Consider the following 24,751-nt stretch of genomic DNA (forward strand, 5'->3'; position numbering starts at 1 on the left):
ACCGTCATGGAAAAACGCGTACTGTTCCGCTCCGCCTGGCTGCCCTGGGTGCTGATAGCGCCGCAGCTCCTCATCATCGGCATCTTCTTCTTCTGGCCGGCCTTTCAGGCGGTGCTGCAGTCCTTTCAGATGGAGGACGCGTTCGGCACCAGCGTGGAATGGGTGGGGCTGGACAACTTCGCGCGCCTGATCGACGACGAGTCCTACCTCAACTCCTTCCAGCGCACGGCGCTGTTCTCGGTGCTGGTGGCCGGCATAGGCATCGTGCTGGCGCTGGTGCTGGCGATCTTCGCCGACCGCATCGTGCGCTTCGCCATGATCTACAAGACGCTGCTGATCGTGCCCTACGCGATCGCGCCGGTGATCGCGGGTGTGCTCTGGGTGTTTCTGTTCTCCCCCTCGATCGGCGTCGTCACCTACGGCCTGGGCAAGCTGGGCTACCAGTGGAACCACATCATGAACGAGAACCAGGCCATGGCGCTGATCGTCATCGCCTCGGTGTGGAAGCAGATCTCCTACAACTTCCTGTTCTTCCTCGCGGGCCTGCAGTCGATTCCGAAGGCGCTCATCGAGGCCGCCGCCATCGATGGTGCCGGCCCCTGGCGGCGCTTCTGGAACATCCAGCTGCCACTGCTCTCGCCCACCACCTTCTTCCTGCTGGTGATCAACATCGTCTACGCCTTCTTCGACACCTTCGGCATCATCGACGCCGCAACCCAGGGCGGGCCGGGCCAGTCCACCTCCATCCTGGTCTACAAGGTCTACCAGGACGGCTTCAAGGCGCTGGACCTGGGCGGCTCGGCCGCGCAGTCGGTGATCCTGATGTTCATCGTGGTGGCACTGACCGTGATCCAGTTCCGCTACGTCGAGAAAAAAGTCCAGTACTGAGGCCCCCATGGTTGACCGCAATCCCTGGCTGACGATCCTCTCGCATGCCGTGCTCATCCTGGGCGTGGCCATCGTCGCCTTCCCGCTCTACCTGGCGCTCGTCGCCTCCACGCACACGGCCAGCGCCATCGTGCAGTCGCCCATGCCGCTGCTGCCCGGCGCCCATCTCTGGGAGAACTACCAGGCGGCGCTCGTGGGCTCGGGCAAGCTCGGCTCCAACACCACGGTGGTGCGCATGATGTGGGTGAGCTTCGTCGTCGCCATCACCATCACGCTGGGCAAGATCGCCATCTCGCTCCTGTCGGCGTTCGCCATCGTGTACTTCCGCTTCCCGTTCAAGATGCTGTGCTTCTGGGCCATCTTCATCACGCTGATGCTGCCCGTGGAGGTGCGCATTCTGCCGACCTACAAGGTGGTGGCCGACCTGGGCCTGCTGAACAGCTACGCCGGCCTGTCGCTGCCCTTGATCGCCTCGGCCACGGCGACCTTTTTGTTCCGCCAGTTCTTCCTCACCGTGCCCGACGAGCTCGTGGAGGCCGCGCGCATCGACGGCGCCGGGCCCATGCGCTTCTTCAAGGACATTCTGGTGCCGCTGTCGCGTACCTCGATCGCGGCGCTGTTCGTGATCCAGTTCATCTACGGCTGGAACCAGTACCTGTGGCCGCTGCTCATGACCACGAGCGAGGACATGTACCCCGTGGTCATAGGCATCAAGCGCATGCTCGCCGGCGGCGAGGCCGCGGTGGACTGGAACATCGTCATGGCCACGGCCATCATCGCCATGCTGCCGCCCACGGCCATCGTGATCCTGATGCAGAAATGGTTCGTCAAGGGCCTGGTGGATACCGAAAAGTAAGCCAAATCGCCTACCAGCGCCCTACTAACAAGCGCCAACAGCTATCAAATTCATTGCAAACATGGCATCCATATCCCTCAAGAACATCATCAAGCGCTATGGCAGCGGACCCAAGGCCAACCAGGTCATCCATGGCGTGAACGCCGAGATCAAGGATGGTGAGTTCATCGTCCTCGTCGGGCCCTCGGGCTGCGGCAAGTCCACGCTCTTGCGCATGATCGCGGGCCTGGAGGAAATCACGGGCGGCGATCTGTTCATCGGCGACAGGCGCGTCAACGATCTGGAGCCGGCCCGGCGCAACATCGCCATGGTGTTCCAGAACTACGCGCTCTACCCGCACATGAGCAACTACGACAACATGGCCTACGGCCTCAAGCTCGCGAAGGTGCCCAAGGAGGAAATTCGCCGCCGCGTGGACAAGGCCGCCCAGATCCTGGAGCTGTCGCACCTGCTCGAGCGCAAGCCGCGCGAGCTCTCGGGCGGCCAGCGCCAGCGCGTGGCCATGGGCCGTGCCATCGTGCGCGAACCCCAGGTGTTCCTGTTCGACGAACCCCTGTCCAACCTCGACGCCAAGCTGCGCGGCCAGACGCGCATCGAGATCCAGAAGCTGCACGCCGAGCTCGGCATCACCAGCCTGTTCGTCACGCACGACCAGGTCGAGGCCATGACGCTGGCGCAGCGCATGATCGTCATGAACGCTGGCAACGTGGAGCAGTTCGGCACGCCCGAGCAGGTCTACCACCAGCCGGCCTCCACCTTCGTCGCGGGCTTCATAGGCTCGCCGCCCATGAACCTGCTCAAGAGCGCGCCGGGCGGACAGCCCGGGCGCATCCTCGGCATCCGGCCCGAGCACATCGATCTGGTGGACGCGGGCGGCTGGCAGTTCCAGGTCGAGACCGTGGAGCTGCTCGGCGCCGAGCGCCTGCTCTACGGCAAGGTGGGCGGCGAAGACGTCACCGTGCGCGTCGAGGAGGGCCGCCCCTATCCGCGCGCGGGCGAGGCCACGCAGATCCTGCCGCGCGAGGACCGCCTGCACTGGTTCAACCTGGAAACCGGCAAGAGAATCTGATGAACACCCCCCTGCCCCCCTGGCCCTACCCCCGCTGGATTGCCCACCGCGGCGCGGGCAAGCTCGCACCCGAGAACACCCTGGCCGCCTTCCGCCTGGGCGCGCAGCATGGCTATCGCATGTTCGAGTGCGACGCCAAGCTCTCGAGCGACGGCGTGCTCTTTCTGCTGCATGACGCGACGCTCGAGCGCACCACCGACGGCCAGGGCCTGGCCGGCGCCCTGCCCATGGGCGCGCTCGCACAGCTCGATGCCGGCCGCTGGCATTCGCGCGCCTTCGCCGGCGAGCCCATCCCCACTCTGCAGGCGCTGGCACGCTACTGCCTGGCCAATGGCCACCACCTGAACGTCGAGATCAAGCCCACGCCGGGCCAGGAGGAGGCCACGGGCCGCGCCGTGGCCGAGCTGCTCGCACGCATCTGGCCGGCTGCGGCCGTGCCACCGCTGCTGACCTCGTTCAAGCCCGAGGCGCTGGCCGCCGCCCAGGCGACCGCACCCGAGCTGCCACGCGGCCTCCTCGTGGATCGGCTGGCCGACGCCAGCCCCAATGACGGTGCCGGCGCGGCCGGGGCGGCCGACGTGCAGACCGCCCTGCGCCTGGGCTGCCGGGCCATGGTGCTCAACCACGCGCTGTGGGACGCGGCCCTGGTCGCCCGCGTGCATGGCAGCGGCATGCGCTGCCTGAGCTACACCGTCAACGACGAATGGGCGGCCGAGCGCCTCGTGCAGCTGGGCACGGACGGCATCATCACCGACCGCGTGGACCTGTTCTCGCCGGCCTGAACCGCGCGCGGGCCGACAATGCGCCCATGAATCGCAGCCACTGCCCCCGCCTGACGACGGCCCCCGCCTGCCCCGCTCACCCGACCCGGCCCATGCTGCGCTGGCTCGTCGGCCTGATGCTCGCCTGGCTGCTGTGTCTGGTCGCCCAGCCCGCGGCCGCAGAGGGCCGGAGCGCACCCGGCGCCGCGGCGGTCGCGGCCGACCTGGGCAGCAGCGACGGCACACCCCTGGCCCAGGTCGATGACCTGCGCAGGCAGCTCGACGCCATACCGGCCGAACTCGACGAGCATGACGACGGGCGCGCCACGCTCGCCGACATCAACGCCATCGGCCAGGCGGCCGAGCGCATCGTGACCCGGCGCAGCGGCGAGCTGGCCGAGCTGGACAAGCGCCTCGAAGGCCTGGGCCCGGCACCCGAGAAGGGCGCGCCCGCCGACGCCCCCGACGTGGCCGAGCAGCGCAAGGCCCTGACCCGCCAGCGCAGCGCCGTGGACGCGGAGCTCAAGCTCGCGCGGCTGGTCGCCGTCGATGCCGAGCAGCGCGGCGCCGACCTCGTGCGCCAGCGGCGTGCGCAGTTCCGCGCCGCGCTGACCATGCGCACCGAATCGCCGCTGAGCCCGAGCTTCTGGCGCAACCTGCGCAACGCCGCGCCGCGCGACGCCGCGCGCCTGCAGGCCCTGGGTGCGGACCTGCGCGCAGCCTTCGATGCCACGCTCAAGTCGCCGCAGCGCGCCAGCATGTTCGGCCACCTGGCGCTGGCGCTGCTGCTGGCACTGGCCGGGCCGTCGCTCGCCGAACGCTTGCTGATGCGCGCGCTGCCCCTGCGCCTGCCTGCGGCCAGACTGCGGCGCACGCTGCTGGCCGCCGTCGCCATCCTGACCCATGTGTTCATCATCGGCACGGCATTGCAGTTGGCCTGGAGCGCCATCACGCTCGGGGGTGTGAGCAGCGACGCGTTGCACGCGCTGCAGCAGGCCAGCCTGCGCGCCACTATCTATGCCAGCTTCGTCGTCGCGCTGGGCCATGCCCTGTTGCTGCGCCGGCGCAGCTCCTGGCGCCTGCTGCCCATCTCCGACGACCTGGCGCGGCGCCTGAGCCCCTTTCCCTGGTGGATTGCCGGACTCTCGGCACTGGGCACCTTCATGGCCGACCTGAACGCCATCGTCGGCGTGAGCCTCTCGGCCGAGGCGCTGGTGCAGGCCCTGTTCGCGCTTCTGCTGGCACTCAACGTAGGCGCGGCCCTGGGCCATATCCGCGCCACGCCGGGGCACGGCGATACCGGCGCTGGCGCAGACGGCGCGGCGGACGCGGCCAGGGATGACGGCCGCCCTCTGTGGCTGGGCCTGATCCTCGCGGCCGCGGGTATCGCCGTGGGCGTGGCCATCGTGGCCCTGGCCCTGGGCTTCGTGGCCCTGGCGGGCACAGTGACGCGCCAGGTCGTGTGGTCGGGCGTGGTGTTTGCCTCCACCTACCTGCTGATGCAGCTGGGCGACGACCTGTGCGATGCACTGCTGTCCTCCAGGGGCAGCTTCGGCGCGCGCGTGCGCGATGTGCTGGGGCTGGAGGCGCGGCTGCTCGATCAGACGGCGGTGCTGGCCTCGGGCGTGCTGCGCGTGCTGCTGTTCTTCTACATGGGCGTCGCTCTCATGGCGCCGCTGGGCACGGACCCGGACGAACTCTTTCGCCGTGGCACCACGGTGGACCACAGCCTGCGCATTGGCGACCTCACGCTGTCGCCCCAGGCCCTGCTCACGGCCGTGGCCGTGGTGGCCGCGGGCTTTCTGGGCATCAGGCTGCTCAAGCAATGGCTGAGCGCGCGCTATTTCCCCCACACCACGCTGGAGCCGGGCATGCAAAGCTCGATCACCACGCTGCTCGGCTATGTGGGCGCGGTGATCGTGATCGCGGCGGCGCTGGCCGGCCTGGGCATCAGCGTGGAGCGCATCGCCTGGGTCGCGAGCGCGCTGTCGGTGGGCATTGGCTTTGGCCTGCAGGCCATCGTGCAGAACTTCATCTCCGGGCTCATCCTGCTGGCCGAGCGCCCCGTGAAGGTGGGCGACTGGGTGGTGCTGGGCGACACCGAGGGCGACGTGCGCCGCGTGAACGTGCGCGCCACCGAGATCCAGCTCGCCGACCGCTCCACCGTCATCGTGCCCAACTCGGAATTCATCACCAAGACCGTGCGCAACATGACCCTGGACAGCGCCCAGGGCCGCGTGCTGCTGCGCCTGCCCGCACCGCTCGATACCGACGCACGGCGCATGCGCGAGCTCATCCTGCAGACCTTCGAGACGCACCCGGAGATCCTGCAGGCCCCCGCGCCCTCGGTGACGCTGGAGGGCGTTCAGAACGGCACGCTGACCTTTCTGGCCATAGGCTATGTGGGCAGCCCGCGCCGGGTCAGCGGCGTGAGGAGCGACATGCTGTTCGCCATCCTCGACGCGCTGCGCGGGGCCGACATGGCCCTGTCGCCGCCGGCCACCACGACGGTGTCCCCGTCCAGCGGCACTGCCGAGTCAAGCCCGCCGGCGCAGCCGGCCTGAAGATCGGCTGACTCCGTTTTTCATAGCTGCCAGCGCTTTACCATCAAGCGCTGCAGCCATTTTTTACCAATGGTCAGTTCTCGACCAGCTCCTCATGGTGCGCCGCCATGCCGCGCTTCCAGTAGGCCGATATGCGCATGCGGCGGGGGTTCACGCCGGGGCGCGCCAACAGTTCGCGGCGCAGCGCGGCCATGTCGCCATGCTCGCCCGCGGCCCAGATGAAGCCGTCGCCCTCGGGCAGGTGCAGGTCCCGCGCCGCGCGCGCCAGGTCATCCACCCATTGCAGGTCGAGCCGCGCCGCGCTCGCGAGCGGGCGGCGATCGGCCGCATCCGCAAGCTGCACGCGCACCGTGACCGTGGTGCCGGCGGGCAGCTCGGCCAGGCGCCGCTCAATTGCGGGCAAGGCGCTCGCGTCACCGAGCAGGCAGTGCCAGGGCAGATCCGCGGGCACCACCATGCTGCCGCGCGGGCCGGCAATGCCCAGCCACTGGCCCATGGGGGCGTTGCGCGCCCATTCGGCGGCGGGGCCCCACTCGTGCAGCGCGAACTCCAGCACCAGCGTGCCCTTGGACGCATTCCAGACCAGGGGCGTGAAGTCCCGCGCCACGGGACGCTCGCCCGCGTCGAAATGCGGGCGGCCGTCCACGAGGCGCGGCAGCAGCGGACGCTCCTGCCCGTCCACGGGAAACAGCACCTTTACATGGTCGTCAAAGCCGTCGCTGCGGAACGTCGACAGATCCGCGCCGCCCAGCGTCAGACGCAGACAGCCGGGGCTGACCACCTCACGCGACAGCAACTGCATGTGACGCGCGGCAAACGCATGGCGCACGCGCTCGACACGCCAGGCATCGGGGACGGCAGAGACTTCGGGGCTCAAGGACATGGGACAGGGCTTCCGCTAAATGTTGATTTAGTCAACAATATAACGGCTCCGGCACCCCGAGTCAATGACAATCATTCTCATTCATCCACATGACCGCCCTGCCCCCGTCCACCGCCGACCTGCTGGATGCGCTGCACGATCTGGTGCATGCCTACCGCACACGCATGCGCACCGCGGCGCAGCGCCTGGGCTGCACGCTGCAGCCCGGCGCGCTGCGCGTGCTGTTGTTCGTCGGCCGCCAGCCGCTGTGCACGCACAAGGACCTGGTCGGCCACACCCATGCCGACAAGGCGCTGGTGGCGCGCACGCTCAATGAACTCGAGCAAGGCGGCTGGCTCGAGCGCCTGCCCCACGCCCAGGATAGGCGCAGCCGCGCGCTGCGGCTCACGCCCCAGGGCGAGGCCTTGTTCGTGCAACTGGGCGCACAGCGCTCCGCCCTGGGCCGGCAGATGCTGCAGGGCAGCGACGGCGCCGACCAGCAGCGCCTGCTCGCGCAGCTGCGGCAGATGGCGCGCAATCTCGAGGGGCCTGACGCGCAGGGCGCGCCCCGCTGACCCCGGCCGCCCCTGCGCCCTTCCCCGGGGATTCAGGCCGGCGGCTGCTCGCGCACATAGGCCGCGACGCACGCCAGCAAGCGGTCCAGATGCTGCTGCAGCGGTGCAAAGCCCGCATTGGGCGCGCGCGTCTCCTCGTCCATGTAGATCGGACGGCGGATCTCTATCTGCAGGCTGTGGCGGCGAAGCCGCGGCTGGCCTATGCGACCTATCAGCTCCACGCCCTTGTAGGGCTCGTTCAGCGCCACGCTGTAGCCAAAGCCGCGCAGCTGCTCGGCGATCAGATGCACGAAGTCGGGCGCGCAGGTCGTGCCGTCGCGGTCGCCGAGCACGAAGTCGGCCAGCGGTGGTGCGTCCTCGCGCCCCAGGCGGCGGTACACGTCGCTGGGCATGGAGTGCAGGTTCAGGTGCCACACGCAGCCAAAGCGCCGCACGCTCGCGTCAATCGCCTGTTGCAGCTGCGCGTGGTAGGGGCGCCAGTAATGCGCGATGCGGTGCTGTACCTCGGCCACGGTGCGCCGGCGCGCATAGAGCGGCGTGGCCACGCCGTCCTTGACGATGTGCTGCCAGATCAGGCCCAGGCCCTGGCGCGTCTTGGGGCCGGGCGCAAGCGGCACGGGCCAGTCGCCGTCGATCTGCGCCGGGTCCAGGTCGGTGTCGGAGCGGTTCACGTCGATGTAGGTGCGCGGAAAGGTCGCCGCGAGCAGCGTCGCGCCATGCGCCGGCGCGCTGCGCCAGAGGCGATGCACATGGGTGTCCTCGCCGCGGCGCAGCAGGCCCATGGGCACGGCGTGGCCGAAGTCGGCCGGATAGGCCGTGCCGCTGTGCGGCGAGTCGCACACCAGCGGCAGCGGCGCGCCCGTGGGGAGCCAGACCTCGACCGGGACGTCCGGCCGGGGGCTCAGGTCGTCATGCGGCTCCATGCGTCCCATCAGTCCATGCGGATGTTGGCGCGCTTGGCCACGACCGTGTAGCGCTCGATAGCGGTGCGGATCTGCTGGGCAAACTGCTCGGGCTGGTTGGCCATGGGCTCACCGGAGATGCTCTTTTGCTTCTCCAGATAGTCCGGCTGGGCCATGGCCTTGTGCGCGGCGGCATTGAGCTTGGCGATGATCGCCTTGGGCGTGCCCGCGGGCGCCACCAGACCAAACCAGCCACCGTCGCCCATGGCGGCAAAGCCCAGTTCGCCATAGGTGGGCACGTCGGGCAGCACCGGGCTGCGCTTGAAGGCCAGCACGGCCAGCGGGCGCAGCTTGCCGGACTGGATGTTGGCCAGCGTGGAGGGCAGGTTGTCCGTCATGGCGGTGACCTGGCCGGCAAGCGCATCGGCGGCCGCCTGACCCGCGCCCTTGTAGGGGATGTGCAGCAGGTCAATGCCCGCCAGGTGCATGAAGTTCTCGATGTTGGCGTGGCCCAGCGAGCCCGTGCCCGGCGAGGCGAAGGTGTACTTGCCGGGGCTGGCCTTGGCCAGGGCGATGAACTCCTTCATGGTCTTGGCCGGCACGCTGGGGTGGACCACGAACACGCTGGGCACGCTCATCACGTTGGTGATGGGCGCAAAGTCCTTCACGGCGTCATAGGGCAGCTTGGCGTAGAGGGCCGGGTTGGCGCCATGCGTGCTCACCGTGGCCATGCCTATGGTGTAGCCGTCGGGCGCGGCCTTGGCGATGGCGTCGGCGCCGATGGAGCCACCGGCCCCGCCCTTGTTGTCCACCACCACGACCTTGCCGAGGATGGGCCCCATCTTGTCGGCCAGCAGGCGCGCCACCATGTCGGTGGTGCCGCCGGGCGCAAAGGGCACGATCAGCTTGATCGGGCGGTTCGGGTAGTCGCCCGACTGGGCATGCGCCAGGGGCGTGAGGGCGGCGACCGTGGCGCAGGCGGTCAGGGTGGACAGCAGGGTGCGGCGCAATGCCATGGGGGAACTCCTGTTCAATGACGTGGGTGAGGCGCATTCTTGGCCAGCGCCACTGCAACGAAAAGCGACAAAATGGCGCGCACCCATTACCAATGCTCATATATTGGCCGCATGCGCATTCACTCCCCATCACTGCACGAGCTGCACGCGTTCGCCGCTGCGGCACGCCTGGGCAGCTTCTCGCGTGCGGCCGAGGAGCTGTGCGTGACCCAGGGCGCCATCAGCCGCGCCATCGCGCGGCTCGAGGAGCACCTGGGCGTGGCACTGTTCGCGCGCGAGGGCCGGCACAGCGTGCTCACACCCACGGGTGCAGGCTACCTGGACGCCGTGGGGCCATCCATGGCCACCATCGAGTCGGCCACGCTGGCCTTGCGCCAGCGGCGCGGCCCGCGGCAGCTGCGCCTGTCGGTCGCGCCCTCGCTGTTCAGTCACTGGCTGATTCCGCGCCTGCCCGATTTTCGGGCGCGCCACCCGGACATTGCCCTGTCGTTCGCGCCCTACCGGCGCGACGACCCGCTCACCGCACCCGAGATCGACGCCTGGATTCGCGTGGGCCGCAGCGACTGGCCCGCGGGCCTGGCAACCGACTACCTGGTAGGGCGCGAGCTCGTGCCCATCTGCCGCCCCGCGGACCTGCAGGGCCCGCAGGCCATACGCACGCCGGCCGACCTGCTCACGCGGCCGCTGCTGTTTCACAGCAACTACCCGGACAACTGGGCGCGCTGGTTTGCCGGCGTGGGCTGCGCCCATGGGCCGCTGGTGCCGGCCGCGGACTTCGAGCTGGTGTCGCTGCTGGTGCAGGCCGTGATCGCCGGCCTGGGCGTGGCCGTGGTGCAGCGCGCCCTGGTGGAGCCCGAGCTGGCCGCCGGGCGCATCGCCCTGACCATGGACCGGCCCGTGCTGCTCGACCGTGGCTACCACCTGTGCCGCCCCAAGGGGCGCGCGCCCCAGCCAGCGCTGGAGGACCTGCGCGCGTGGTTGCTCGAGCAGGCCGCGGCGTGACTCTCGCCCCCGGCCCGCGTCAGCCGGGATCAGGGCCGGGCGATGGATTGCAGGGCGGCGTCCATGCGCTCGCGCCACCGCGGGTAGCCCCGGTCCAGGGGCACGAGCAGGCAGTCGGTAGGGGCCGGCAGGGACAACATCCTTACCGCGCACTGCATGGCGGCCCGCTGGTCGCCCAGGGCGAGATGGCAGCAGGCCATGAGCTCCAGCGCAGGGCGCCAGGTGGGGCGAATGTCCCAGGCGCGTTCTGCGGCGTGCAGCGCGGCCTCGAACGCCCCGGCGAAGTAGCGTGCGAAGGCCAGCAGGTTGTACCAGACGAAGTTCTGTGGATCGTAGGCATTGAGCCCCAGGCCATGCTCCAGCGCACCGATGGCCTCCCGCGGATGGCCGGCAAAGAGATGCCCCATGCCAAGCACCAGGTGGCCGAGCGCGAAACTCGGGTTCAGCTCGAGGGCGCGGGTGGCGGCGCGGACGGCCTGCGCCGGCTCGTCCGCATAGGCGCTGACGATGGCCAGCGCGTAATGCGCATATGGGCTGCGCTCGTCGCAGCGGATCGCCGCGAACGCGGCCGCGAGCCCTTCCTGCGTGTCGGCCCGCGAATCTGCGCTCCAGCCATAGGCCACGATGCCGGCGGACACCCGCGCGAGCCAGACATGCGCCTGCGCCAGATCGGGGTCGCGCGCAATAGCCTCCCGAAAGAGCGTGCGCGCACGAAGGTGGGATTCGCGCGCCACCTGGTGAAACGCGAGCGTGCCCTGGCGCACGAGATCCCAGGCCGTCACGCTGGCGCCGGGCCGGCGTGCAAGCGCGACGCATGCTTCGCGCCTGAGCAGTTCTGGCTCCATCGCGCCCGCGACCTGTTCAACGATCCGATCCTGCACCGCAAACATGTCCGTGAGCGCGAACTCGAACCGCTCGGCCCAGATCTGCTTGGCGCTCGGCACATCGCTGAGGGCCACGGCGACGCGGATGCGCTCGCCCGACCGGCGCACGCTGCCCTCGAGCAGGTAGCGCACGCCGAGCTCGTGCGCCAGCCGCTGCGCGCCGGGCGAACTGTCCCTGAGCGCAAAGCTGCAATGGCGCGCGAGCACGGAGAACCATCGGTAGCGCGCCAGCGCATCGATGATGTCCTCTGTGATGCCGTCGGCAAGATAGTCCTGCCCGGCGTCGGCACTCAGGTTGCCGAAGGGCAGGACGGCGATCGAGGGCCTGTCGGCCGGCACCACGCCGATCCGCAACGGGCCTGCAAATCGGTAGCCGACACGCGGCGCCGTCGCTATCCAGTCGCCCGCCTCGGGCGAGGCCGCCAGGACCTTGCGCAGGGCCGCGATCTGCACGGACAGATTGGCCTCCTCGACCACGACACCGGGCCAGGCCGCGGCCATGAGCTCGTCCTTGGTGACGATCCGTCCGCCCGCGCGCACCAGCGCCTGCAGCACCGAGAGCGCGCGGCCCCCCAGCGCAACGGGCGAGCCGTCCCGCAACAGGATCCCTCTGACGGTGTCCAGCTCAAAGGCGCCGAAGCGCAAGTGCGGTTCCATTCGGGTGATTGTCATCCCGGCTTGGAAATTCTTTGCAAGTCTTTGGCGTGGGCTGCATGACCGGCCACACCCAGCCACCCAAAATGGGGATTCCCACATCCTTGAGGAGGTTCGCCATGCAAGTCCATACAGAACTGTCCACGGGCCGGGTGATCCGCGGCGCGGCGTCCTATCGCAGCGCGCAAGGCAGCGTCTACACCCCGGGCATCAGCAGGGAAACCGTGGGCGCGCGGGCCATCTTCCTCGGGCGGGTCACGCTGGGCCCCGGCGAACGCACGCGGGCCCATATCCACGAGGGGCACGAATCGGCGTTTTACCTGCTGAGCGGGGAAGACGTGGAGCTTTGGACCGGCGAGCGCCTGCAGCACTGCGAGCGCGCGCAGGCGGGCGACTACCTGTTCATCCCGGCCAATGTCCCGCATGTCGCCGTCAACCGCAGCGCGCAGCTGCCGGCGGTGTTCATCGGCGTACGCAACGAGCCCACCGCCCAGGAGAGCGTCGTCATGCATCCCGAGCTCGACGCCCTCGTGCCCTGACGCAGGCTGCGCGGCGAGGCCTCAACCGCGCCAGCCGCGCAGCACCAGCCACTGGCTGCTGGCGCAGGCCAGGACCAGTGCCGCGTAGGTGAGCATGCGGCCGTCGCGGCCGAGCAGCACCAGGCCCGCGCCCAAGGCCAGGCAGCCGGACGCAAAATTGATAGCTATTGGCGCAATCCAGCCGTGGGGTTTGGCCAGATTTCGCATAAAGACATGGCCACAGAGCACGAGCAGCACGGCCAGCGCGGCGGCCGGCGCGGCAAAGTTCAGCAGGTGGTTGAGGGCGGCCAGGGCAGACATGAAAACATGATGCAAATCAAGCAAAAGCACCGCAGCATGCCCGATTGCGCTGCCGATTTTATAATCGCCCCCCATGGCAGTCTGGGCCCTTGGCATCAATCACCACACCGCACCGCTGGATCTGCGCGGACGCTTTGCGTTCGCCGTGGATCAGATGGCGCCCACGCTGCAGGCCCTGCGCCAGTCGCTGGCCCAGGGCGCGGGGCGCCACCCCGAGGTGGAGACCGCCATCATCTCCACCTGCAACCGCACCGAGGTGTACTGCGCCGCCCAGACGCCGGCGCTCGATCACACGCTGGATTGGCTGGCCGCCAGCGGCGGCGTGAGCCCCTCGCTGCTGCGCTCGCATTCCTACACGCTTGAGAGCGGCCTGGTCGCGCGCCACGCCTTCCGCGTGGCCAGCGGGCTCGACTCCATGGTGCTGGGCGAGGCGCAGATCCTTGGTCAGATGAAGGACGCCGTACGCGCCGCCGAGGGCGCGGGCGCGCTCGGCACCACGCTCAACCAGCTGTTCCAGCGCAGCTTTGCCGTGGCCAAGGAGGTGCGCACCAGCACCGACATCGGCGCGCACAGCATCAGCATGGCGGCCGCCGCCGTGCGCCTGGCGGGCCAGCTGTTCGAGGATCTGTCCAGGATCCGCGTGCTGTTCGTGGGCGCGGGCGAGATGATCGAGCTCTGCGCCACGCATTTCGCGGCCAGGAACCCCAAACAGATCACCATTGCCAACCGCACGCTCGAGCGCGGCGAAAAGCTCGCCACGCGCTTTGGCGGCGAGGTCATGCGCCTGGCCGACCTGCCCGAGCACCTGCACGAGTACGACGCCATCATCAGCTGCACGGCCAGCAGCCTGCCCATCATCGGCCTGGGCGCCGTCGAGCGCGCGCTCAAGAAACGCCGCCACCGCCCCATCTTCATGGTCGACCTGGCCGTGCCGCGCGACATCGAGCCCGAGGTCCAGCAGCTCGAGGACGTGTACCTCTACACCGTGGACGACTTGGCCGGCGTGGTGCAGACCGCCCAGGCCAATCGCCAGGCGGCCGTGGCCCAGGCCGAGGCCATCATCGACGCGGGCGTGCAGAGCTTCATGCACTGGCTGGATCTGCGCAGCCCGGCCGGCCAGACGGGCGGCGGCGTGGTGCCACTGATCCAGCAGCTCAACAGCCAGGCCGACGAATGGCGGGCGCTGGAGATCGCGCGCGCCAAGAAGCTGCTGGCCAAGGGCGAGGACATAGACACCGTGCTCGAGGCCCTCTCGCGCGGCCTCACGCAGAAGATGCTGCACGGCACCATGGCCGAACTGCGCGCGGGCGACGCCGACGCGCGCGCCCAGACGGCGCAGACGGTCTCGCGCCTGTTCCTGCGCACCCACAGCAAGAACGGGCTGTAGCGGCGCCCGCCGTCACACCACAAGCCAAATCGGCATCCAACGCTTGCCAGTCAAGCGCAAGCAGCTACTTAATCAGTAGCAAACCTCTTTTTCTTGTTTGATGAAACCCTTTCTCCGCAGCCAGTTGGAGCGCTATGCGCAGCGCCTGCAGGAACTCGACTTCCTGCTCTCGCGCGAAGACATCATGGCCGACATGCAGCAGTACCGCAGCATCTCGCGCGAGCATGCCGAGGTGACCCAGGTCGCCGGCCGCTACGCGCGCTATCAGCAACGCGAGGCCGACCTGGCCGGCGCCCGCGAGATGCTCGATGACCCCGACATGGCCGAGATGGCGCAGGAAGAAATCGCCAGTGCCGAGGCCGAACTGGTGCAGCTCGAGGACGAGCTCCAGCGCCTGCTGCTACCCAAGGACCCCGACGACGCGCGCAACGCCTTCCTCGAAATCCGCGCCGGCACGGGCGGTGACGAGTCGGCCCTGTTCGCTGGCGACCTGGCGCGCATGTACACGCGCTACGCGGCCACCCAGGGCTGGAAGGTCGAGGTCATGAGCGCCAACGAGAGCGAGCTCGGCGGCTACAAGGAGGTGGTGCTGCGCGTCGAGGGCGACAACGTGTACGGCGCGCTGCGCTTCGAGTCGGGCGGCCACCGCGTGCAGCGCGTGCCCGCCACCGAGACGCAGGGCCGCATCCACACCAGCGCCTGCACTGTGGCCGTGATGCCCGAGCCCGATGAGCAGGCCGCCATCACGCTCAACCCCGCCGACCTGCGCATAGACACCTTCCGCGCCAGCGGCGCCGGCGGCCAGCACATCAACAAGACCGACTCGGCCGTGCGCGTGGTGCACATCCCCACGGGTATCGTCGCCGAATGCCAGGACGGGCGCAGCCAGCACAGCAACAAGGCCAAGGCCCTGGCCGTGCTGCAGGCGCGCATCCAGGAAAAGGAGCGCAGCGAGCGCGCCGCCAAGGAGGCCGCGCTGCGCAAGGGCCTGATCGGCTCAGGCGACCGCAGCGACCGCATCCGCACCTACAACTTCCCGCAGGGGCGGCTGACCGACCACCGCATCAACCTCACGCTCTACAAGCTGCTGGCCGTGATGGAGGGCGAGCTCGGCGACGTGCTTGAGGCCCTGCAGCACGCGCGCGAGGCCGAGCTGTTGGCCGAGCTTGGTTTGGAATGATTTTGGCCTGTAGCGCCCTCCATACAAGCGCAAGAAGCTATCAACATTGAAGCATCCATGACCACCATCGCCCAGGCGCTCGCCCAGGCCCAGGCCGCGGGCCTGGCGCGCATCGACGCGCAGATGCTGCTGCTGCATGCGCTGGGCCGGGCCACCCACGACCGCGCCTGGCTGCTCACGCATGACGGCGACGCCCTGACGGGCGAGCCCCTGGCACGCTGGCAGGCCCTGTGCGCGCGCCGCGCCGCGGGCGAGCCCGTGGCCTACCTCACGGGCCACAAGGAGTTCTACGGCCTGGCGCTGCAGGTCGACGCGCGCGTGCTGGACCCGCGCCCGGACACCGAGACCCTGGTCGAATGGGCGCTGGAGGTACTCGCCCCCTGCCCCGCCCCGCGCGTGGCCGACCTGGGCACGGGCAGCGGTGCCATCGCCCTGGCACTGCAGCAGCAGCACCCCGACGCGCAGGTGCTGGCCGTGGACGCAAGCGCCGAGGCCCTGGCCGTGGCCCGCGCGAACGCGCAGCGGCTCGGCCTGGCCGTGCAATGCGTGCGCGGCGACTGGCTCGCCGGCCTGGCCGGGCCGTTCGATGCCATCGTCAGCAACCCGCCCTACATCCCGGCGCAGGACCCGCACCTGGCGGCGCTCACCCATGAGCCTCTGTCTGCCCTGGCCAGCGGCGCCGACGGCCTCGATGACATCCGCACCATCGTCGCCCAGGCGCCCGCGCGGCTGGCGCCCGGTGGCTGGCTGCTGCTCGAGCATGGCTGGGACCAGGCCGAGGCCGTGCAGGCGCTCCTGCGCGCAGCGGGCTTTGCCCAGGTGCAGGGACGGCGCGATCTGGCCGGCATGGTGCGCTGCAGCGGCGGGTCGCTGCCGGCAGGCCACCAGTAGGGCTATCGCCCACAATGAAATAATCATGGGTTGACCGGCCTGCCAGGCCGCCCCCACTTCAGGAGTATTCGATGAGCGACGTCAAGCAACGCATAGAACAACTGGTCAAGGCCAACGACATTCTGCTGTTCATGAAGGGCAACACGAGCTTTCCCATGTGCGGCTTCTCGGGCCGCGCCGTGCAAATCCTCAAGGCCTGCGGCGTCGATGCCAAGGACATCGCCTCGGTGAACGTGCTCGAGGACGACGAGATCCGCCAGGGCATCAAGGACTTCAGCAACTGGCCCACGATTCCGCAGCTCTACGTCAAGGGTGAATTCATCGGCGGCTCGGACATCATGATGGAGATGTACGAGTCGGGCGAGCTGCAGCAGCTGCTGGGCAAGGCCGACAAGGCCTGACGCGCACGGCCCCACGCCGCGCCCAGGAGCCGCTCCCCGGAGCGGCTTTTTTGTGGCCGCGTTACGGGGTTTTTCCGACAACCGGCCGTCCCCCGCTGTGATTGAATGAATCAGCCATTGCCCAGGGGAGGACGCCATGACCAGCCGCAGCCTTGTTCCGCAAGCCCCCGCGCTGAGCCTGCCGGTAGCCCAGATGCGCAACGTGTTCCGCCCGGCGGATGTGGCGCGCAAGCTCGCGCGGCTGCAGGATGGCGCCGCACAGCGCGAGCATGAGCAACTGCGCACGGTGTACGAGCGCATGCTCGAGCGCGGCCCCGAGCGCTTTCAGGTCAAGCCCTCGGGCGTGCCCGACATGGCGCCGCTCTACGAGGAACTGCCCAACTTCACCGAAGTGCTCGACGACGTACGCCGCCAGGTGGCGCTGGCGCAGGACAGCAGCGACGGGCTGGAGGTCACACCCATGCTGCTGCTGGGCGCGCCCGGCATAGGCAAGACACATTTCGCGCGCCAGCTCGCGGCGCTGCTGGGCACGGGCATGAACCTCGTGCCCATGAGCTCGATGACCGCCGGCTGGCTGCTGTCGGGCTCGTCCTCGCAATGGAAGGGCGCGCGCCCGGGCAAGGTGTTCGAGACCCTGGTGGAGGGCGAATACGCCAACCCGGTCATCGTGGTCGACGAGATCGACAAGGCCGCGGGCGACGCGCAGTACGACCCGCTGGGCGCGCTCTACGCGCTGCTCGAACACGACACGGCCCAGAGCTTCACGGACGAGTTTGCCGACGTGGCCATAGACGCCAGCCAGGTCATCTGGATCACCACGGCCAACGACGAGCGTGCCATCCCCGACCCCATCCTGAACCGCATGAACGTGTTTGCGGTGCAGCCGCCCAACGCCGAGCAGGCGCGCGCCATTGCCCGGCGCCTGTACCGCAGCATCCGCGGCGAGCATGACTGGGGCCGCCACTTCGAGCCCGAGGCCGCGCCCGATGTGCTGGACCTGCTGGCCCACATGCCACCGCGCGAGATGCGCCGCGCCCTCATGACCGGCTTTGGCAATGCGCGCCTGGAGCAGCGCGAACGCGTGCAGGTGCAGGACCTGCCGCACGCCGCCCCGGGCAAGGGGCGTATCGGCTTCATGCAATAGGCAGCGGCTAAACTGCCCGTCATGGTGCGCCCATGACCCTGACATTGACCCACAGCCTGCTCCTCATTGCCCTGTTGATTGCCGCCAGCGCCTTTTTCTCGGTGGCCGAAATCTCGCTGGCCGCATCGCGCCCGCTGCGCCTGCGCCAGCTCGCCGACGAAGGCGATGCACGCGCCGCGCGCGTGTTGCAGATGCAGGAGCAGCCCGGCGAATACTTCACCGTGGTGCAGATCGGGCTCAATGCCGTCGCCATCCTCGGCGGCATCGTGGGCGAGGGGGCGCTCAGCCCCTACCTGGGCGCCCTGCTGGCGCTGTGGCTGCCCGAGGAGTCGGCGCAGACCCTGGGCTTCATGGCCTCCTTCCTGGCCGTCACCTCGCTGTTCATCCTGTTCGCCGACCTGTGCCCCAAGCGCCTGGGCATGGCCCACCCCGAGGCGGTCGCGCTGCGCGTGGTGCGCCCCATGCAGACTTGCATGTGGCTGTTCAAGCCCATCGTATGGTTCTACAGCCGTGCTGCCGACCTGCTGCTGCGCCTGAGCGGCCTGCCGAGCCAGCGCGACAACCGCATCACGCCCGAGGACATCCTGGCCATGACCGAGGCCGGTGCGCGCGACGGCGCGCTGGCCGCGCCCGAGCAGCAGGTGATTGCCAACGTGTTCGAGCTCGACTCGCGCGGCGTGACCTCGGCCATGACGCTGCGCGAACGCATCGCCTTCTTCCGGCGCGACGACAGCGACGAGCTGATCCGCGCGCGCATCGCGGCCGAGCCCTTCTCGACCTACCCCGTGTGCGACGGCGACATCGATCATGTGGTGGGCTATGTGGACGCCAAGGACCTGTTCCAGCGCGCGCTCAACAACCAGCCCATGTCGCTGGCCGACGATGCGCTGGTGCGCAAGGTGCTGATCCTGCCCGACCAGCTCTCGCTGGCCGAGGTGCTGGCGCATTTCCGCCAGGTGCACGAGGATTTCGCCGTCATCGTCAACGAGTACAGCCGCGTGGTGGGCGTGGTCACCCTGAATGACGTGATGAGCACCGTGATGGGCGATCTGGTGGGCCCCGCCGACGAGGAGCAGATCGTGCGCCGCGACGCCGACTCCTGGCTCATCGACGGCACCGCGCCCATCGAGGATGTGCTGCATGTGCTGCAGCTCGACGAGCTGCCGCATGCCGGAGACTACGAGACCCTGGCGGGCTTTCTCATGGTCATGCTGCGCCGCGTGCCGCGCCGCACGGACAGCGTGAGCGTGGGCGGCTACAAGTTCGAGGTGCTGGACGTGGACAGCTACCGCATCGACCAGGTCATGGTCACGCGCATCGATCACGCGCCGCAGGACGGCGACATGGTTCAGGCGCCAGCAGCCACATCCTGAAGCTGCCAGCGGCGCTGCGCAGCAAACACGGCATTCGGATAGGCCGGCTTGCCGCGGCTGCCGTTGTAGCGGCCCAGCGCCAGGTACAGGTCACCCCGTTCACGATCCAGATAGTGGCGCAGGATGACGCAGCCAAAGCGCAGATTGGTCTGCATGTGAAACAGCTTGCCCGGGTCGCCATCGCCAATTGTGCGGCTCCAAAACGGCATGACCTGCATGTAGCCACGCGCCCCCACGCTGGAGACGGCGAACTTGCGAAACGCGCTCTCGACCTGGATCAGGCCCATGACCAGGGAGACATCCAGCCCTGCGCGCTTGGACTCATACCAGACGGTCTGCAAAAAATCGCGCCGCACCTCCCAGCTCGGCTTGCTGCGGCGCAGGCGATCGCTCATCGCGCCGAGCCAGCGCAGGTAGGCCAGCCGCGCCTCGGTGGTGGCAAACAGCGGCTCGGGCGGCGCCAGATCGGCCACGGCGGAACTGAGCGCCGTGCGCACCGAATCGATCAACGGCTCTTCGAGCTGTCCGCCCGCATGGGCCGCCGCAGGCAACAGGCAGGCGACCGGGACGCTGGCCAATGCAGCCAGGCAGGCACGGCGCGGCAGGCGGGCCGTCATGCGGCCAGACGCTCCTTCACATGGGCCAGGATGGCGTCCACGCCCACCTTGGTGGCAGCGGCGTCACGGCGATGCTGGTATTCCACCTGGCCTTCCTTCAGGCCCTTGTCGCCAATGGTGATGCGGTGCGGCACACCGATCAGCTCCCAGTCGGCAAACATGGCGCCGGGGCGCTCGCCGCGGTCGTCGAGGATCACGTCCACGCCGCCGGCCAGCAGCGCCTCGTAAATTCGCTCGGCCTCGGCCTTCACGGCCTCGCTGCGATCCATGCCGATGGGACAGATCACCACGGTGAACGGCGCAATCGCGTCGGGCCAGATGATGCCGCGCTCGTCATGGTTTTGCTCGATGGCAGCCGCAGGCAGGCGCGTGATGCCTATGCCGTAGCAGCCCATCTCGAAGAAGGCGGGCTTGCCGTCCTCGCCCAGGAAGGTGGCGTTCATGGCCTTGGAGTACTTGGTGCCCAGGTAGAACACATGGCCCACCTCGATGCCGCGCTCGATGGCCAACACCCCCTTGCCGTCGGGCGATGCATCACCGGCAACCACGTTGCGCAGGTCGGCCACAAGGTCGGGCTCGGGCAGGTCGCGGCCCCAGTTCACCCCGGTGATGTGAAAGTCCTCTTCGTTGGCGCCGCAGATCCAGTCGGCCATGACGGCGACCTCGCGGTCGGCGACGATCTTCACCGGCTGGCGCAGGCCGATCGGGCCCAGGTAACCGGGCTTGGCGCCGAAATGCGCCTCGATCTCGGCCACGGTGGCGAAGCGAAAGCCCTTGTCCAGCCCCGGCACCTTGGAGACCTTGATCTCGTTCATGTCGTGGTCGCCGCGCAGCAGCAGCAGCCAGACCTGGCTCTTGATGATCGCGCCCGCCTCATTGGTTTCATCGGTGGCCAGCACCAGCGACTTGACGGTTGTCTGCAGCGGCACGCCGAGCAGCTCGGCGACCTCGGCACAGGTGGCCTTGCCCGGCGTGGGCGTGCGCGTCATGGCCGCGGCGGCGACGGGACGCGGGCCGGCGGGCGCCAGGGCCTCCGCCTTTTCCATGTTGGCCGCGTAGTCGCTGCCCGGGCAGTAGACGATGGCGTCCTCACCCGTGGCTGCAATCACCTGAAATTCCTCACTCAGATCGCCGCCGATGGCGCCCGAGTCGGCCGCCACGGCGCGGTAGGTCAGGCCAAAGCGGTCGAAGATGCGCCGGTAGGCCTGGGCCATGACCTGGTAGCTGGCCTTGGCGCCCGCCTGGTCACGGTCGAAGCTGTAGGCGTCCTTCATGATGAATTCGCGCCCACGCATCAGGCCAAATCGCGGACGGCGCTCGTCACGGAACTTGGTCTGGATTTGGTAGAGGTTCTTGGGCAGCTGCTTGTAGCTGCGCAGCTCCTGGCGCGCGATGTCGGTGACGACTTCCTCACTCGTGGGCTGTATGACGAAGTCACGCCCGTGGCGATCCTGAATGCGCAGGAGCTCGGGGCCCATCTTCTCGAAGCGCCCCGTCTCCTGCCACAGCTCGGCGGGCTGCACCACGGGCATGGTGCATTCCACGGCACCGGCGCGGTTCATTTCCTCGCGCACGATGGCTTCGACCTTGCGGATCACGCGCAGGCCCATGGGCATGTAGTTGTAGATGCCGGCCCCGAGCTTCTTGATGAGACCCGCGCGGGTCATGAGTTTGTGGCTGACGACCTCGGCGTCGGCCGGGGCCTCTTTCAGGGTGGAAATGAAGAATTGGGAAGCTTTCATCGAACGCACTCGGCAACTGCGGGGGCTTCGCTTGCCGCGTGCTGGGCAGCGTGCATAATGACCACAGTTATAAAGAATTGGGGTTAGATTATGCTCGACCGGGACGGCTTCCGCCCAAACGTCGGCATCATCCTGCTCAACCAGAAGAACCAGGTATTCTGGGGCAAGCGCATTCGCACCCACAGCTGGCAGTTCCCTCAGGGCGGCATCGACCGCGGAGAAAACCCGGAGCAGGCCATGTTCCGCGAACTGCACGAAGAGGTAGGACTGCAGCCCAGCCAGGTACGTGTGATCGCCCGCACCCGGGACTGGTTGCGCTACGAGGTGCCAGACCGGTACATCCGCCGCGACGCGCGCGGCCATTACCGGGGCCAGAAACAGATCTGGTTCCTGCTGCAACTGCTGGGCCACGACTGGGATCTGAACCTGCGTGCCACCAACCACCCGGAGTTCGACGCCTGGCGCTGGAACGACTACTGGGTGCCGCTGGACGTGGTGGTCGAATTCAAGCGCGGCGTCTATGAAATGGCGCTGACCGAGCTGGCACGCTTTCTGCCGCGCCACGACCAGCGCAACCGCTATCTGCGCAGCGGCATGCGCGCGCGGGGCGAGGCCCAGGGCAATCAACCCGCAGCACATCGTGCGGGCTCGCTGCTGATCAAACCGGGCATGGAGTTGCCGCCCGGCGCCAGCTTCGACCCCGATCCGCAAAACAGCGCGCCGGCACCGCTGACGAACGCATCCGGCCAGCCCGAACACAAGTAGCCCAGACCACCCCTGCGCCCCCTGCGCCGCAAGGTTTGCTCGACCGACCGATCAGCGCAGGGACAGCACCATGTTGTCCCGGTGCACCATCTCGGGCTCGGCCGCATAGCCAAGCAGGCGCTCGAATTCCGACGACGGCTTGCGGCAGAGCAGGCGCGCCTCGGCACTGGCGTAGTTGGCCAGCCCACGGGCAATCTCCGTGCCGCCCGCATCGCGCACGGCAATCACGTCGCCGCGCACAAAGTCACCCTCCACCGCCACCATGCCGATGGGCAACAGGCTCTTGCCCTCATCGCACAGCTTGACGGCGGCGCCCGCATCCACGGTCACGGAGCCACGCAGCTGCAGGTGATCCATCATCCACTGCTTGCGCGCCTGCTGCTTCTGCGTCTGCGCGACCAGCAGCGTGCCGATGGACTCGCCCTGGACCAGGCGCAGCAGCACGTCGGGCTCGCGCCCCCAGGCAATCACGGTGGACGCACCCGATCCCGCGGCCCGCTTGGCGGCGATGATCTTGGTGAGCATGCCGCCCTTGCCTATGCCGGACCCGGCGCCGCCCGCCATGCGTTCGAGCGCCGGATCGCCCGCCTTGGCCTCGTGCACGAACTCGGCCCCGGGGTCTTTGCGCGGGTCGGCGGTATACAGCCCCCTCTGGTCGGTCAGGATGATGAGGGCGTCGGCCTCCACGAGGTTCGCCACCAGCGCGCCCAGGGTGTCGTTGTCCCCGAACTTGATCTCGTCCGTGACCACGGTGTCGTTCTCGTTGATCACCGGCACAACGCCCAGTTCCAGCAGGGTGAGCAGGGTAGAGCGTGCGTTGAGATAGCGTTCGCGGTCGGCCAGATCGGCATGGGTCAGCAGCACCTGTGCGCTGCCCATGGACTGCTCGCGCAGCTTGGTCTCGTACATCTGCGCCAGGCCCATCTGCCCGACGGCGGCAGCAGCCTGCAGCTCATGGAGCTCACCCGGCCGCCTGGCCCAGCCCAGGCGCTTCATGCCCTCGGCCACCGCACCACTCGAGACCATGATGACCTCGCGCGGCACACCGCCCTCACCACGAACCAGGGCCGCAAGCTGCCGCGCCCACTCACCGATGGCGACCTCATCCAGACCACGTCCCTCGTTGGTGACGAGACTGGAGCCGACTTTGACCACGATGCGACGCGCGTCGCGCAAGACACTGGAAACCATGTAATCTCGAAAATGTGCTTCCGCACTTGTCTAGCAAGCGGCTGAAGCTATTATTTTTGCGGTACGCAAGCCTGCAGATCAGGCCTGCGCATCGGGCCGCGCAAAACGAGGATCCACCTCCTGCTGCGCATCCTGGGACTGCTGCTGCGCATGCACATGCTGGTAGATGGCACGCACCAGGGTTTCGCAGCCCTCCCGGGTCAGGGCGGAGATCTCGAACACCGGCCCCTTCCACTTGAAGCGCTTGACAAAATCCTTGACGCGCGCTGCGCGCTCCTCGGCCGGCACCATGTCCAGCTTGTTGAGCACGAGCCAGCGCGGCTTGTCATGGAGCTCTGCATCGTACTTCTTGAGCTCGGCCACAATCGCCTTGGCCTGCGCCACCGGATCCACCGCGTCATCGAAGGGCGCCATGTCCACGACATGCAGCAGCAGCCGCGTGCGCTGCAGATGGCGCAGGAACTGATGCCCCAGGCCCGCGCCCTCGGATGCACCCTCGATCAGACCAGGGATGTCTGCCACCACGAAGCTCTGCTCGGGCCCCACGCGCACCACACCCAGATTGGGATGCAAGGTGGTGAATGGGTAGTCGGCGATCTTCGGCCTGGCATTGGAGACCGCGGCAATGAAGGTGGACTTGCCCGCATTGGGCATGCCCAGCAGGCCTACATCCGCCAACACCTTGAGCTCGAGCTTTAGGCTCTTGCGCTCGCCCGGCCAGCCGGGCGTCTTCTGGCGCGGGGCGCGGTTGATGGCACTCTTGAAACGCAAATTGCCAAAGCCACCATCGCCGCCCTTGGCAATCGTGATCACCTCACCGGGCGTGAGCAGTTCATAGAGCTGCTCGCCGGTGTTCGCGTCACTGATGATGGTGCCCACGGGCATCTTCAAGGTGATGTCGCTGCCCGCGGCACCAAACATGTCCGAGCCCTTGCCATGCTCGCCGCGCTTGGCCTCATGGCGCCGCGAGAAACGGAAATCCACCAGGGTGTTGAGATTCGGATCCGCCACGGCAAACACATGGCCGCCGCGCCCACCATCACCACCATCGGGCCCACCGAACTCCTTGTACTTCTCGTGTCTGAACGACACGCAGCCATTGCCGCCATCACCAGCCGCAATGTCAATAAAGGCTTCGTCGACGAACTTCATGGGTATCCAGTTTACAGAACCGCACCCACGCTGCCG

General features: G+C 68.3%; 24 protein-coding genes. 15 read left to right on the top strand and 9 right to left on the bottom strand.

The annotated features are described in order from the left end of the window. Positions 1-6 precede the first annotated feature (6 nt). The 5 genes from ugpA (at position 7) to ABUE11_RS14495 (ending at position 6,138) form a co-directional block, all read left to right on the top strand. Entirely contained in the window at positions 7-888 is an 882-nt protein-coding gene (gene ugpA, locus ABUE11_RS14475; RefSeq protein ID WP_367065995.1) for a sn-glycerol-3-phosphate ABC transporter permease UgpA, read from the top strand. 7 nt (positions 889-895) lie between these two features. Then, on the top strand, positions 896-1,744 hold the full coding sequence (gene ugpE / locus ABUE11_RS14480) for a sn-glycerol-3-phosphate ABC transporter permease UgpE (RefSeq protein WP_367065996.1): 849 nt from the start codon (positions 896-898) through the stop codon (positions 1,742-1,744). A 61-nt stretch (positions 1,745-1,805) separates the two neighbouring features. After that, entirely contained in the window at positions 1,806-2,813 is a 1,008-nt protein-coding gene (gene ugpC, locus ABUE11_RS14485) for a sn-glycerol-3-phosphate ABC transporter ATP-binding protein UgpC (RefSeq protein ID WP_367065997.1), read from the top strand. After that, entirely contained in the window at positions 2,813-3,595 is a 783-nt protein-coding gene (gene ugpQ / locus ABUE11_RS14490; protein ID WP_367065998.1) for a glycerophosphodiester phosphodiesterase, read from the top strand. Before ugpC ends, ugpQ begins: the two co-directional genes overlap by 1 nt. Positions 3,596-3,711: 116 nt before the next feature. After that, positions 3,712-6,138 carry a DUF3772 domain-containing protein gene (locus tag ABUE11_RS14495; RefSeq protein ID WP_367068829.1) on the top strand — a complete coding sequence of 809 codons (2,427 nt, stop codon included), beginning with the start codon at positions 3,712-3,714 and terminating at the stop codon, positions 6,136-6,138. Positions 6,139-6,211: 73 nt separating this feature from the next. Here ABUE11_RS14495 and ABUE11_RS14500 read toward each other — a convergent pair whose 3' ends face one another. Then, on the bottom strand, positions 6,212-7,021 hold the full coding sequence (locus tag ABUE11_RS14500) for a siderophore-interacting protein (RefSeq protein WP_367065999.1): 810 nt from the start codon (positions 7,019-7,021) through the stop codon (positions 6,212-6,214). 89 nt (positions 7,022-7,110) lie between these two features. Here ABUE11_RS14500 and ABUE11_RS14505 point away from each other — a divergent pair, with 89 nt between their 5' ends. Further along, the gene (locus ABUE11_RS14505; protein WP_367066000.1) at positions 7,111-7,575 is read left to right on the top strand and encodes a MarR family winged helix-turn-helix transcriptional regulator; all 465 of its coding nucleotides are present in this window, start codon (positions 7,111-7,113) and stop codon (positions 7,573-7,575) included. 32 nt (positions 7,576-7,607) lie between these two features. On the opposite strand, the gene ABUE11_RS14510 is transcribed toward ABUE11_RS14505, so the two are convergent. Next, complete coding sequence (locus ABUE11_RS14510) at positions 7,608-8,507, bottom strand: N-formylglutamate amidohydrolase (RefSeq protein WP_367066002.1); 900 nt, start codon at positions 8,505-8,507, stop codon at positions 7,608-7,610. Continuing rightward, positions 8,507-9,493 (bottom strand): tripartite tricarboxylate transporter substrate binding protein BugE, encoded by a 987-nt coding sequence (locus ABUE11_RS14515; RefSeq protein ID WP_367066003.1) that lies wholly within the window; start codon positions 9,491-9,493, stop codon positions 8,507-8,509. The genes ABUE11_RS14510 and ABUE11_RS14515 overlap by 1 nt, the downstream gene beginning before the upstream one ends. Before the next feature lie 111 nt (positions 9,494-9,604). Between ABUE11_RS14515 and ABUE11_RS14520 the strand changes: the two genes are divergently transcribed. Further along, a complete protein-coding gene (locus tag ABUE11_RS14520; protein WP_367066005.1) occupies positions 9,605-10,495 on the top strand; it encodes a LysR substrate-binding domain-containing protein in 891 nt (296 codons plus the stop codon). A gap of 29 nt (positions 10,496-10,524) precedes the next feature. Here ABUE11_RS14520 and ABUE11_RS14525 read toward each other — a convergent pair whose 3' ends face one another. Continuing rightward, positions 10,525-12,036, bottom strand: coding sequence for a winged helix-turn-helix domain-containing protein (locus ABUE11_RS14525; RefSeq protein ID WP_367066006.1), 1,512 nt, complete (start codon positions 12,034-12,036; stop codon positions 10,525-10,527). 116 nt (positions 12,037-12,152) lie between these two features. On the opposite strand from ABUE11_RS14525, the gene ABUE11_RS14530 reads away from it, so the two are divergent. Beyond that, positions 12,153-12,572 carry a cupin domain-containing protein gene (locus ABUE11_RS14530; protein WP_367066008.1) on the top strand — a complete coding sequence of 140 codons (420 nt, stop codon included), beginning with the start codon at positions 12,153-12,155 and terminating at the stop codon, positions 12,570-12,572. Positions 12,573-12,593: 21 nt separating this feature from the next. Here ABUE11_RS14530 and ABUE11_RS14535 read toward each other — a convergent pair whose 3' ends face one another. Continuing rightward, a complete protein-coding gene (locus tag ABUE11_RS14535) occupies positions 12,594-12,872 on the bottom strand; it encodes a hypothetical protein (RefSeq protein WP_367066010.1) in 279 nt (92 codons plus the stop codon). Between the two features lie 73 nt (positions 12,873-12,945). On the opposite strand from ABUE11_RS14535, the gene hemA reads away from it, so the two are divergent. From hemA to ABUE11_RS14565, 6 genes are all read left to right on the top strand, one after another. After that, complete coding sequence (gene hemA, locus ABUE11_RS14540) at positions 12,946-14,259, top strand: glutamyl-tRNA reductase (protein WP_367066011.1); 1,314 nt, start codon at positions 12,946-12,948, stop codon at positions 14,257-14,259. Positions 14,260-14,359: 100 nt separating this feature from the next. Then, the gene (gene prfA, locus ABUE11_RS14545) at positions 14,360-15,439 is read left to right on the top strand and encodes a peptide chain release factor 1 (RefSeq protein ID WP_367066012.1); all 1,080 of its coding nucleotides are present in this window, start codon (positions 14,360-14,362) and stop codon (positions 15,437-15,439) included. Between the two features lie 57 nt (positions 15,440-15,496). Next, a complete protein-coding gene (gene prmC, locus ABUE11_RS14550; protein ID WP_367066014.1) occupies positions 15,497-16,330 on the top strand; it encodes a peptide chain release factor N(5)-glutamine methyltransferase in 834 nt (277 codons plus the stop codon). A 71-nt stretch (positions 16,331-16,401) separates the two neighbouring features. After that, on the top strand, positions 16,402-16,731 hold the full coding sequence (gene grxD / locus ABUE11_RS14555) for a Grx4 family monothiol glutaredoxin (RefSeq protein WP_367066015.1): 330 nt from the start codon (positions 16,402-16,404) through the stop codon (positions 16,729-16,731). 136 nt (positions 16,732-16,867) lie between these two features. Beyond that, the gene (locus tag ABUE11_RS14560) at positions 16,868-17,875 is read left to right on the top strand and encodes an AAA family ATPase (protein WP_367066017.1); all 1,008 of its coding nucleotides are present in this window, start codon (positions 16,868-16,870) and stop codon (positions 17,873-17,875) included. Between the two features lie 38 nt (positions 17,876-17,913). Beyond that, positions 17,914-19,248: a hemolysin family protein gene (locus ABUE11_RS14565; RefSeq protein ID WP_367068830.1), complete on the top strand. Its 1,335-nt coding sequence runs from the start codon at positions 17,914-17,916 to the stop codon at positions 19,246-19,248. Here the strand turns inward: ABUE11_RS14565 and ABUE11_RS14570 are convergent. Together ABUE11_RS14570 and ABUE11_RS14575 are read right to left on the bottom strand one after the other, a co-directional pair. After that, entirely contained in the window at positions 19,224-19,865 is a 642-nt protein-coding gene (locus tag ABUE11_RS14570; protein ID WP_367066018.1) for a lytic transglycosylase domain-containing protein, read from the bottom strand. The two genes, ABUE11_RS14565 and ABUE11_RS14570, sit on opposite strands and share 25 nt — an antisense overlap. Next, positions 19,862-21,607 carry a proline--tRNA ligase gene (locus ABUE11_RS14575; RefSeq protein ID WP_367066020.1) on the bottom strand — a complete coding sequence of 582 codons (1,746 nt, stop codon included), beginning with the start codon at positions 21,605-21,607 and terminating at the stop codon, positions 19,862-19,864. Before ABUE11_RS14575 ends, ABUE11_RS14570 begins: the two co-directional genes overlap by 4 nt. Before the next feature lie 90 nt (positions 21,608-21,697). Between ABUE11_RS14575 and ABUE11_RS14580 the strand changes: the two genes are divergently transcribed. Then, positions 21,698-22,372, top strand: a complete 675-nt coding sequence (locus ABUE11_RS14580; RefSeq protein ID WP_367066021.1) for an RNA pyrophosphohydrolase — start codon at positions 21,698-21,700, stop codon at positions 22,370-22,372. Between the two features lie 51 nt (positions 22,373-22,423). Here ABUE11_RS14580 and proB read toward each other — a convergent pair whose 3' ends face one another. Both proB and cgtA read right to left on the bottom strand, forming a co-directional pair. Continuing rightward, the gene (proB, locus tag ABUE11_RS14585) at positions 22,424-23,563 is read right to left on the bottom strand and encodes a glutamate 5-kinase (RefSeq protein WP_367066022.1); all 1,140 of its coding nucleotides are present in this window, start codon (positions 23,561-23,563) and stop codon (positions 22,424-22,426) included. 78 nt (positions 23,564-23,641) lie between these two features. Next, entirely contained in the window at positions 23,642-24,715 is a 1,074-nt protein-coding gene (gene cgtA / locus ABUE11_RS14590) for an Obg family GTPase CgtA (protein ID WP_367066023.1), read from the bottom strand. Positions 24,716-24,751 lie beyond the last annotated feature (36 nt).

The organism is Oryzisolibacter sp. LB2S (genome assembly GCF_040732315.1).
In the GTDB taxonomy this organism is placed as follows: Bacteria; Pseudomonadota; Gammaproteobacteria; order Burkholderiales; family Burkholderiaceae_C; genus Alicycliphilus; species Alicycliphilus soli.

Coding starts and splice junctions, on each gene's coding strand:
- ugpA (WP_367065995.1), top strand. CDS start 7: ATGGAAAAACGCGTACTGTTCCGCTCCGCCTGGCTGCCCTGGGTGCTG.
- ugpE (WP_367065996.1), top strand. CDS start 896: ATGGTTGACCGCAATCCCTGGCTGACGATCCTCTCGCATGCCGTGCTC.
- ugpC (WP_367065997.1), top strand. CDS start 1,806: ATGGCATCCATATCCCTCAAGAACATCATCAAGCGCTATGGCAGCGGA.
- ugpQ (WP_367065998.1), top strand. CDS start 2,813: ATGAACACCCCCCTGCCCCCCTGGCCCTACCCCCGCTGGATTGCCCAC.
- ABUE11_RS14495 (WP_367068829.1), top strand. CDS start 3,712: ATGCTCGCCTGGCTGCTGTGTCTGGTCGCCCAGCCCGCGGCCGCAGAG.
- ABUE11_RS14500 (WP_367065999.1), bottom strand. CDS start 7,021: ATGTCCTTGAGCCCCGAAGTCTCTGCCGTCCCCGATGCCTGGCGTGTC.
- ABUE11_RS14505 (WP_367066000.1), top strand. CDS start 7,111: ATGACCGCCCTGCCCCCGTCCACCGCCGACCTGCTGGATGCGCTGCAC.
- ABUE11_RS14510 (WP_367066002.1), bottom strand. CDS start 8,507: ATGGGACGCATGGAGCCGCATGACGACCTGAGCCCCCGGCCGGACGTC.
- ABUE11_RS14515 (WP_367066003.1), bottom strand. CDS start 9,493: ATGGCATTGCGCCGCACCCTGCTGTCCACCCTGACCGCCTGCGCCACG.
- ABUE11_RS14520 (WP_367066005.1), top strand. CDS start 9,605: ATGCGCATTCACTCCCCATCACTGCACGAGCTGCACGCGTTCGCCGCT.
- ABUE11_RS14525 (WP_367066006.1), bottom strand. CDS start 12,036: ATGGAACCGCACTTGCGCTTCGGCGCCTTTGAGCTGGACACCGTCAGA.
- ABUE11_RS14530 (WP_367066008.1), top strand. CDS start 12,153: ATGCAAGTCCATACAGAACTGTCCACGGGCCGGGTGATCCGCGGCGCG.
- ABUE11_RS14535 (WP_367066010.1), bottom strand. CDS start 12,872: ATGTCTGCCCTGGCCGCCCTCAACCACCTGCTGAACTTTGCCGCGCCG.
- hemA (WP_367066011.1), top strand. CDS start 12,946: ATGGCAGTCTGGGCCCTTGGCATCAATCACCACACCGCACCGCTGGAT.
- prfA (WP_367066012.1), top strand. CDS start 14,360: ATGAAACCCTTTCTCCGCAGCCAGTTGGAGCGCTATGCGCAGCGCCTG.
- prmC (WP_367066014.1), top strand. CDS start 15,497: ATGACCACCATCGCCCAGGCGCTCGCCCAGGCCCAGGCCGCGGGCCTG.
- grxD (WP_367066015.1), top strand. CDS start 16,402: ATGAGCGACGTCAAGCAACGCATAGAACAACTGGTCAAGGCCAACGAC.
- ABUE11_RS14560 (WP_367066017.1), top strand. CDS start 16,868: ATGACCAGCCGCAGCCTTGTTCCGCAAGCCCCCGCGCTGAGCCTGCCG.
- ABUE11_RS14570 (WP_367066018.1), bottom strand. CDS start 19,865: ATGACGGCCCGCCTGCCGCGCCGTGCCTGCCTGGCTGCATTGGCCAGC.
- ABUE11_RS14575 (WP_367066020.1), bottom strand. CDS start 21,607: ATGAAAGCTTCCCAATTCTTCATTTCCACCCTGAAAGAGGCCCCGGCC.
- ABUE11_RS14580 (WP_367066021.1), top strand. CDS start 21,698: ATGCTCGACCGGGACGGCTTCCGCCCAAACGTCGGCATCATCCTGCTC.
- proB (WP_367066022.1), bottom strand. CDS start 23,563: ATGGTTTCCAGTGTCTTGCGCGACGCGCGTCGCATCGTGGTCAAAGTC.
- cgtA (WP_367066023.1), bottom strand. CDS start 24,715: ATGAAGTTCGTCGACGAAGCCTTTATTGACATTGCGGCTGGTGATGGC.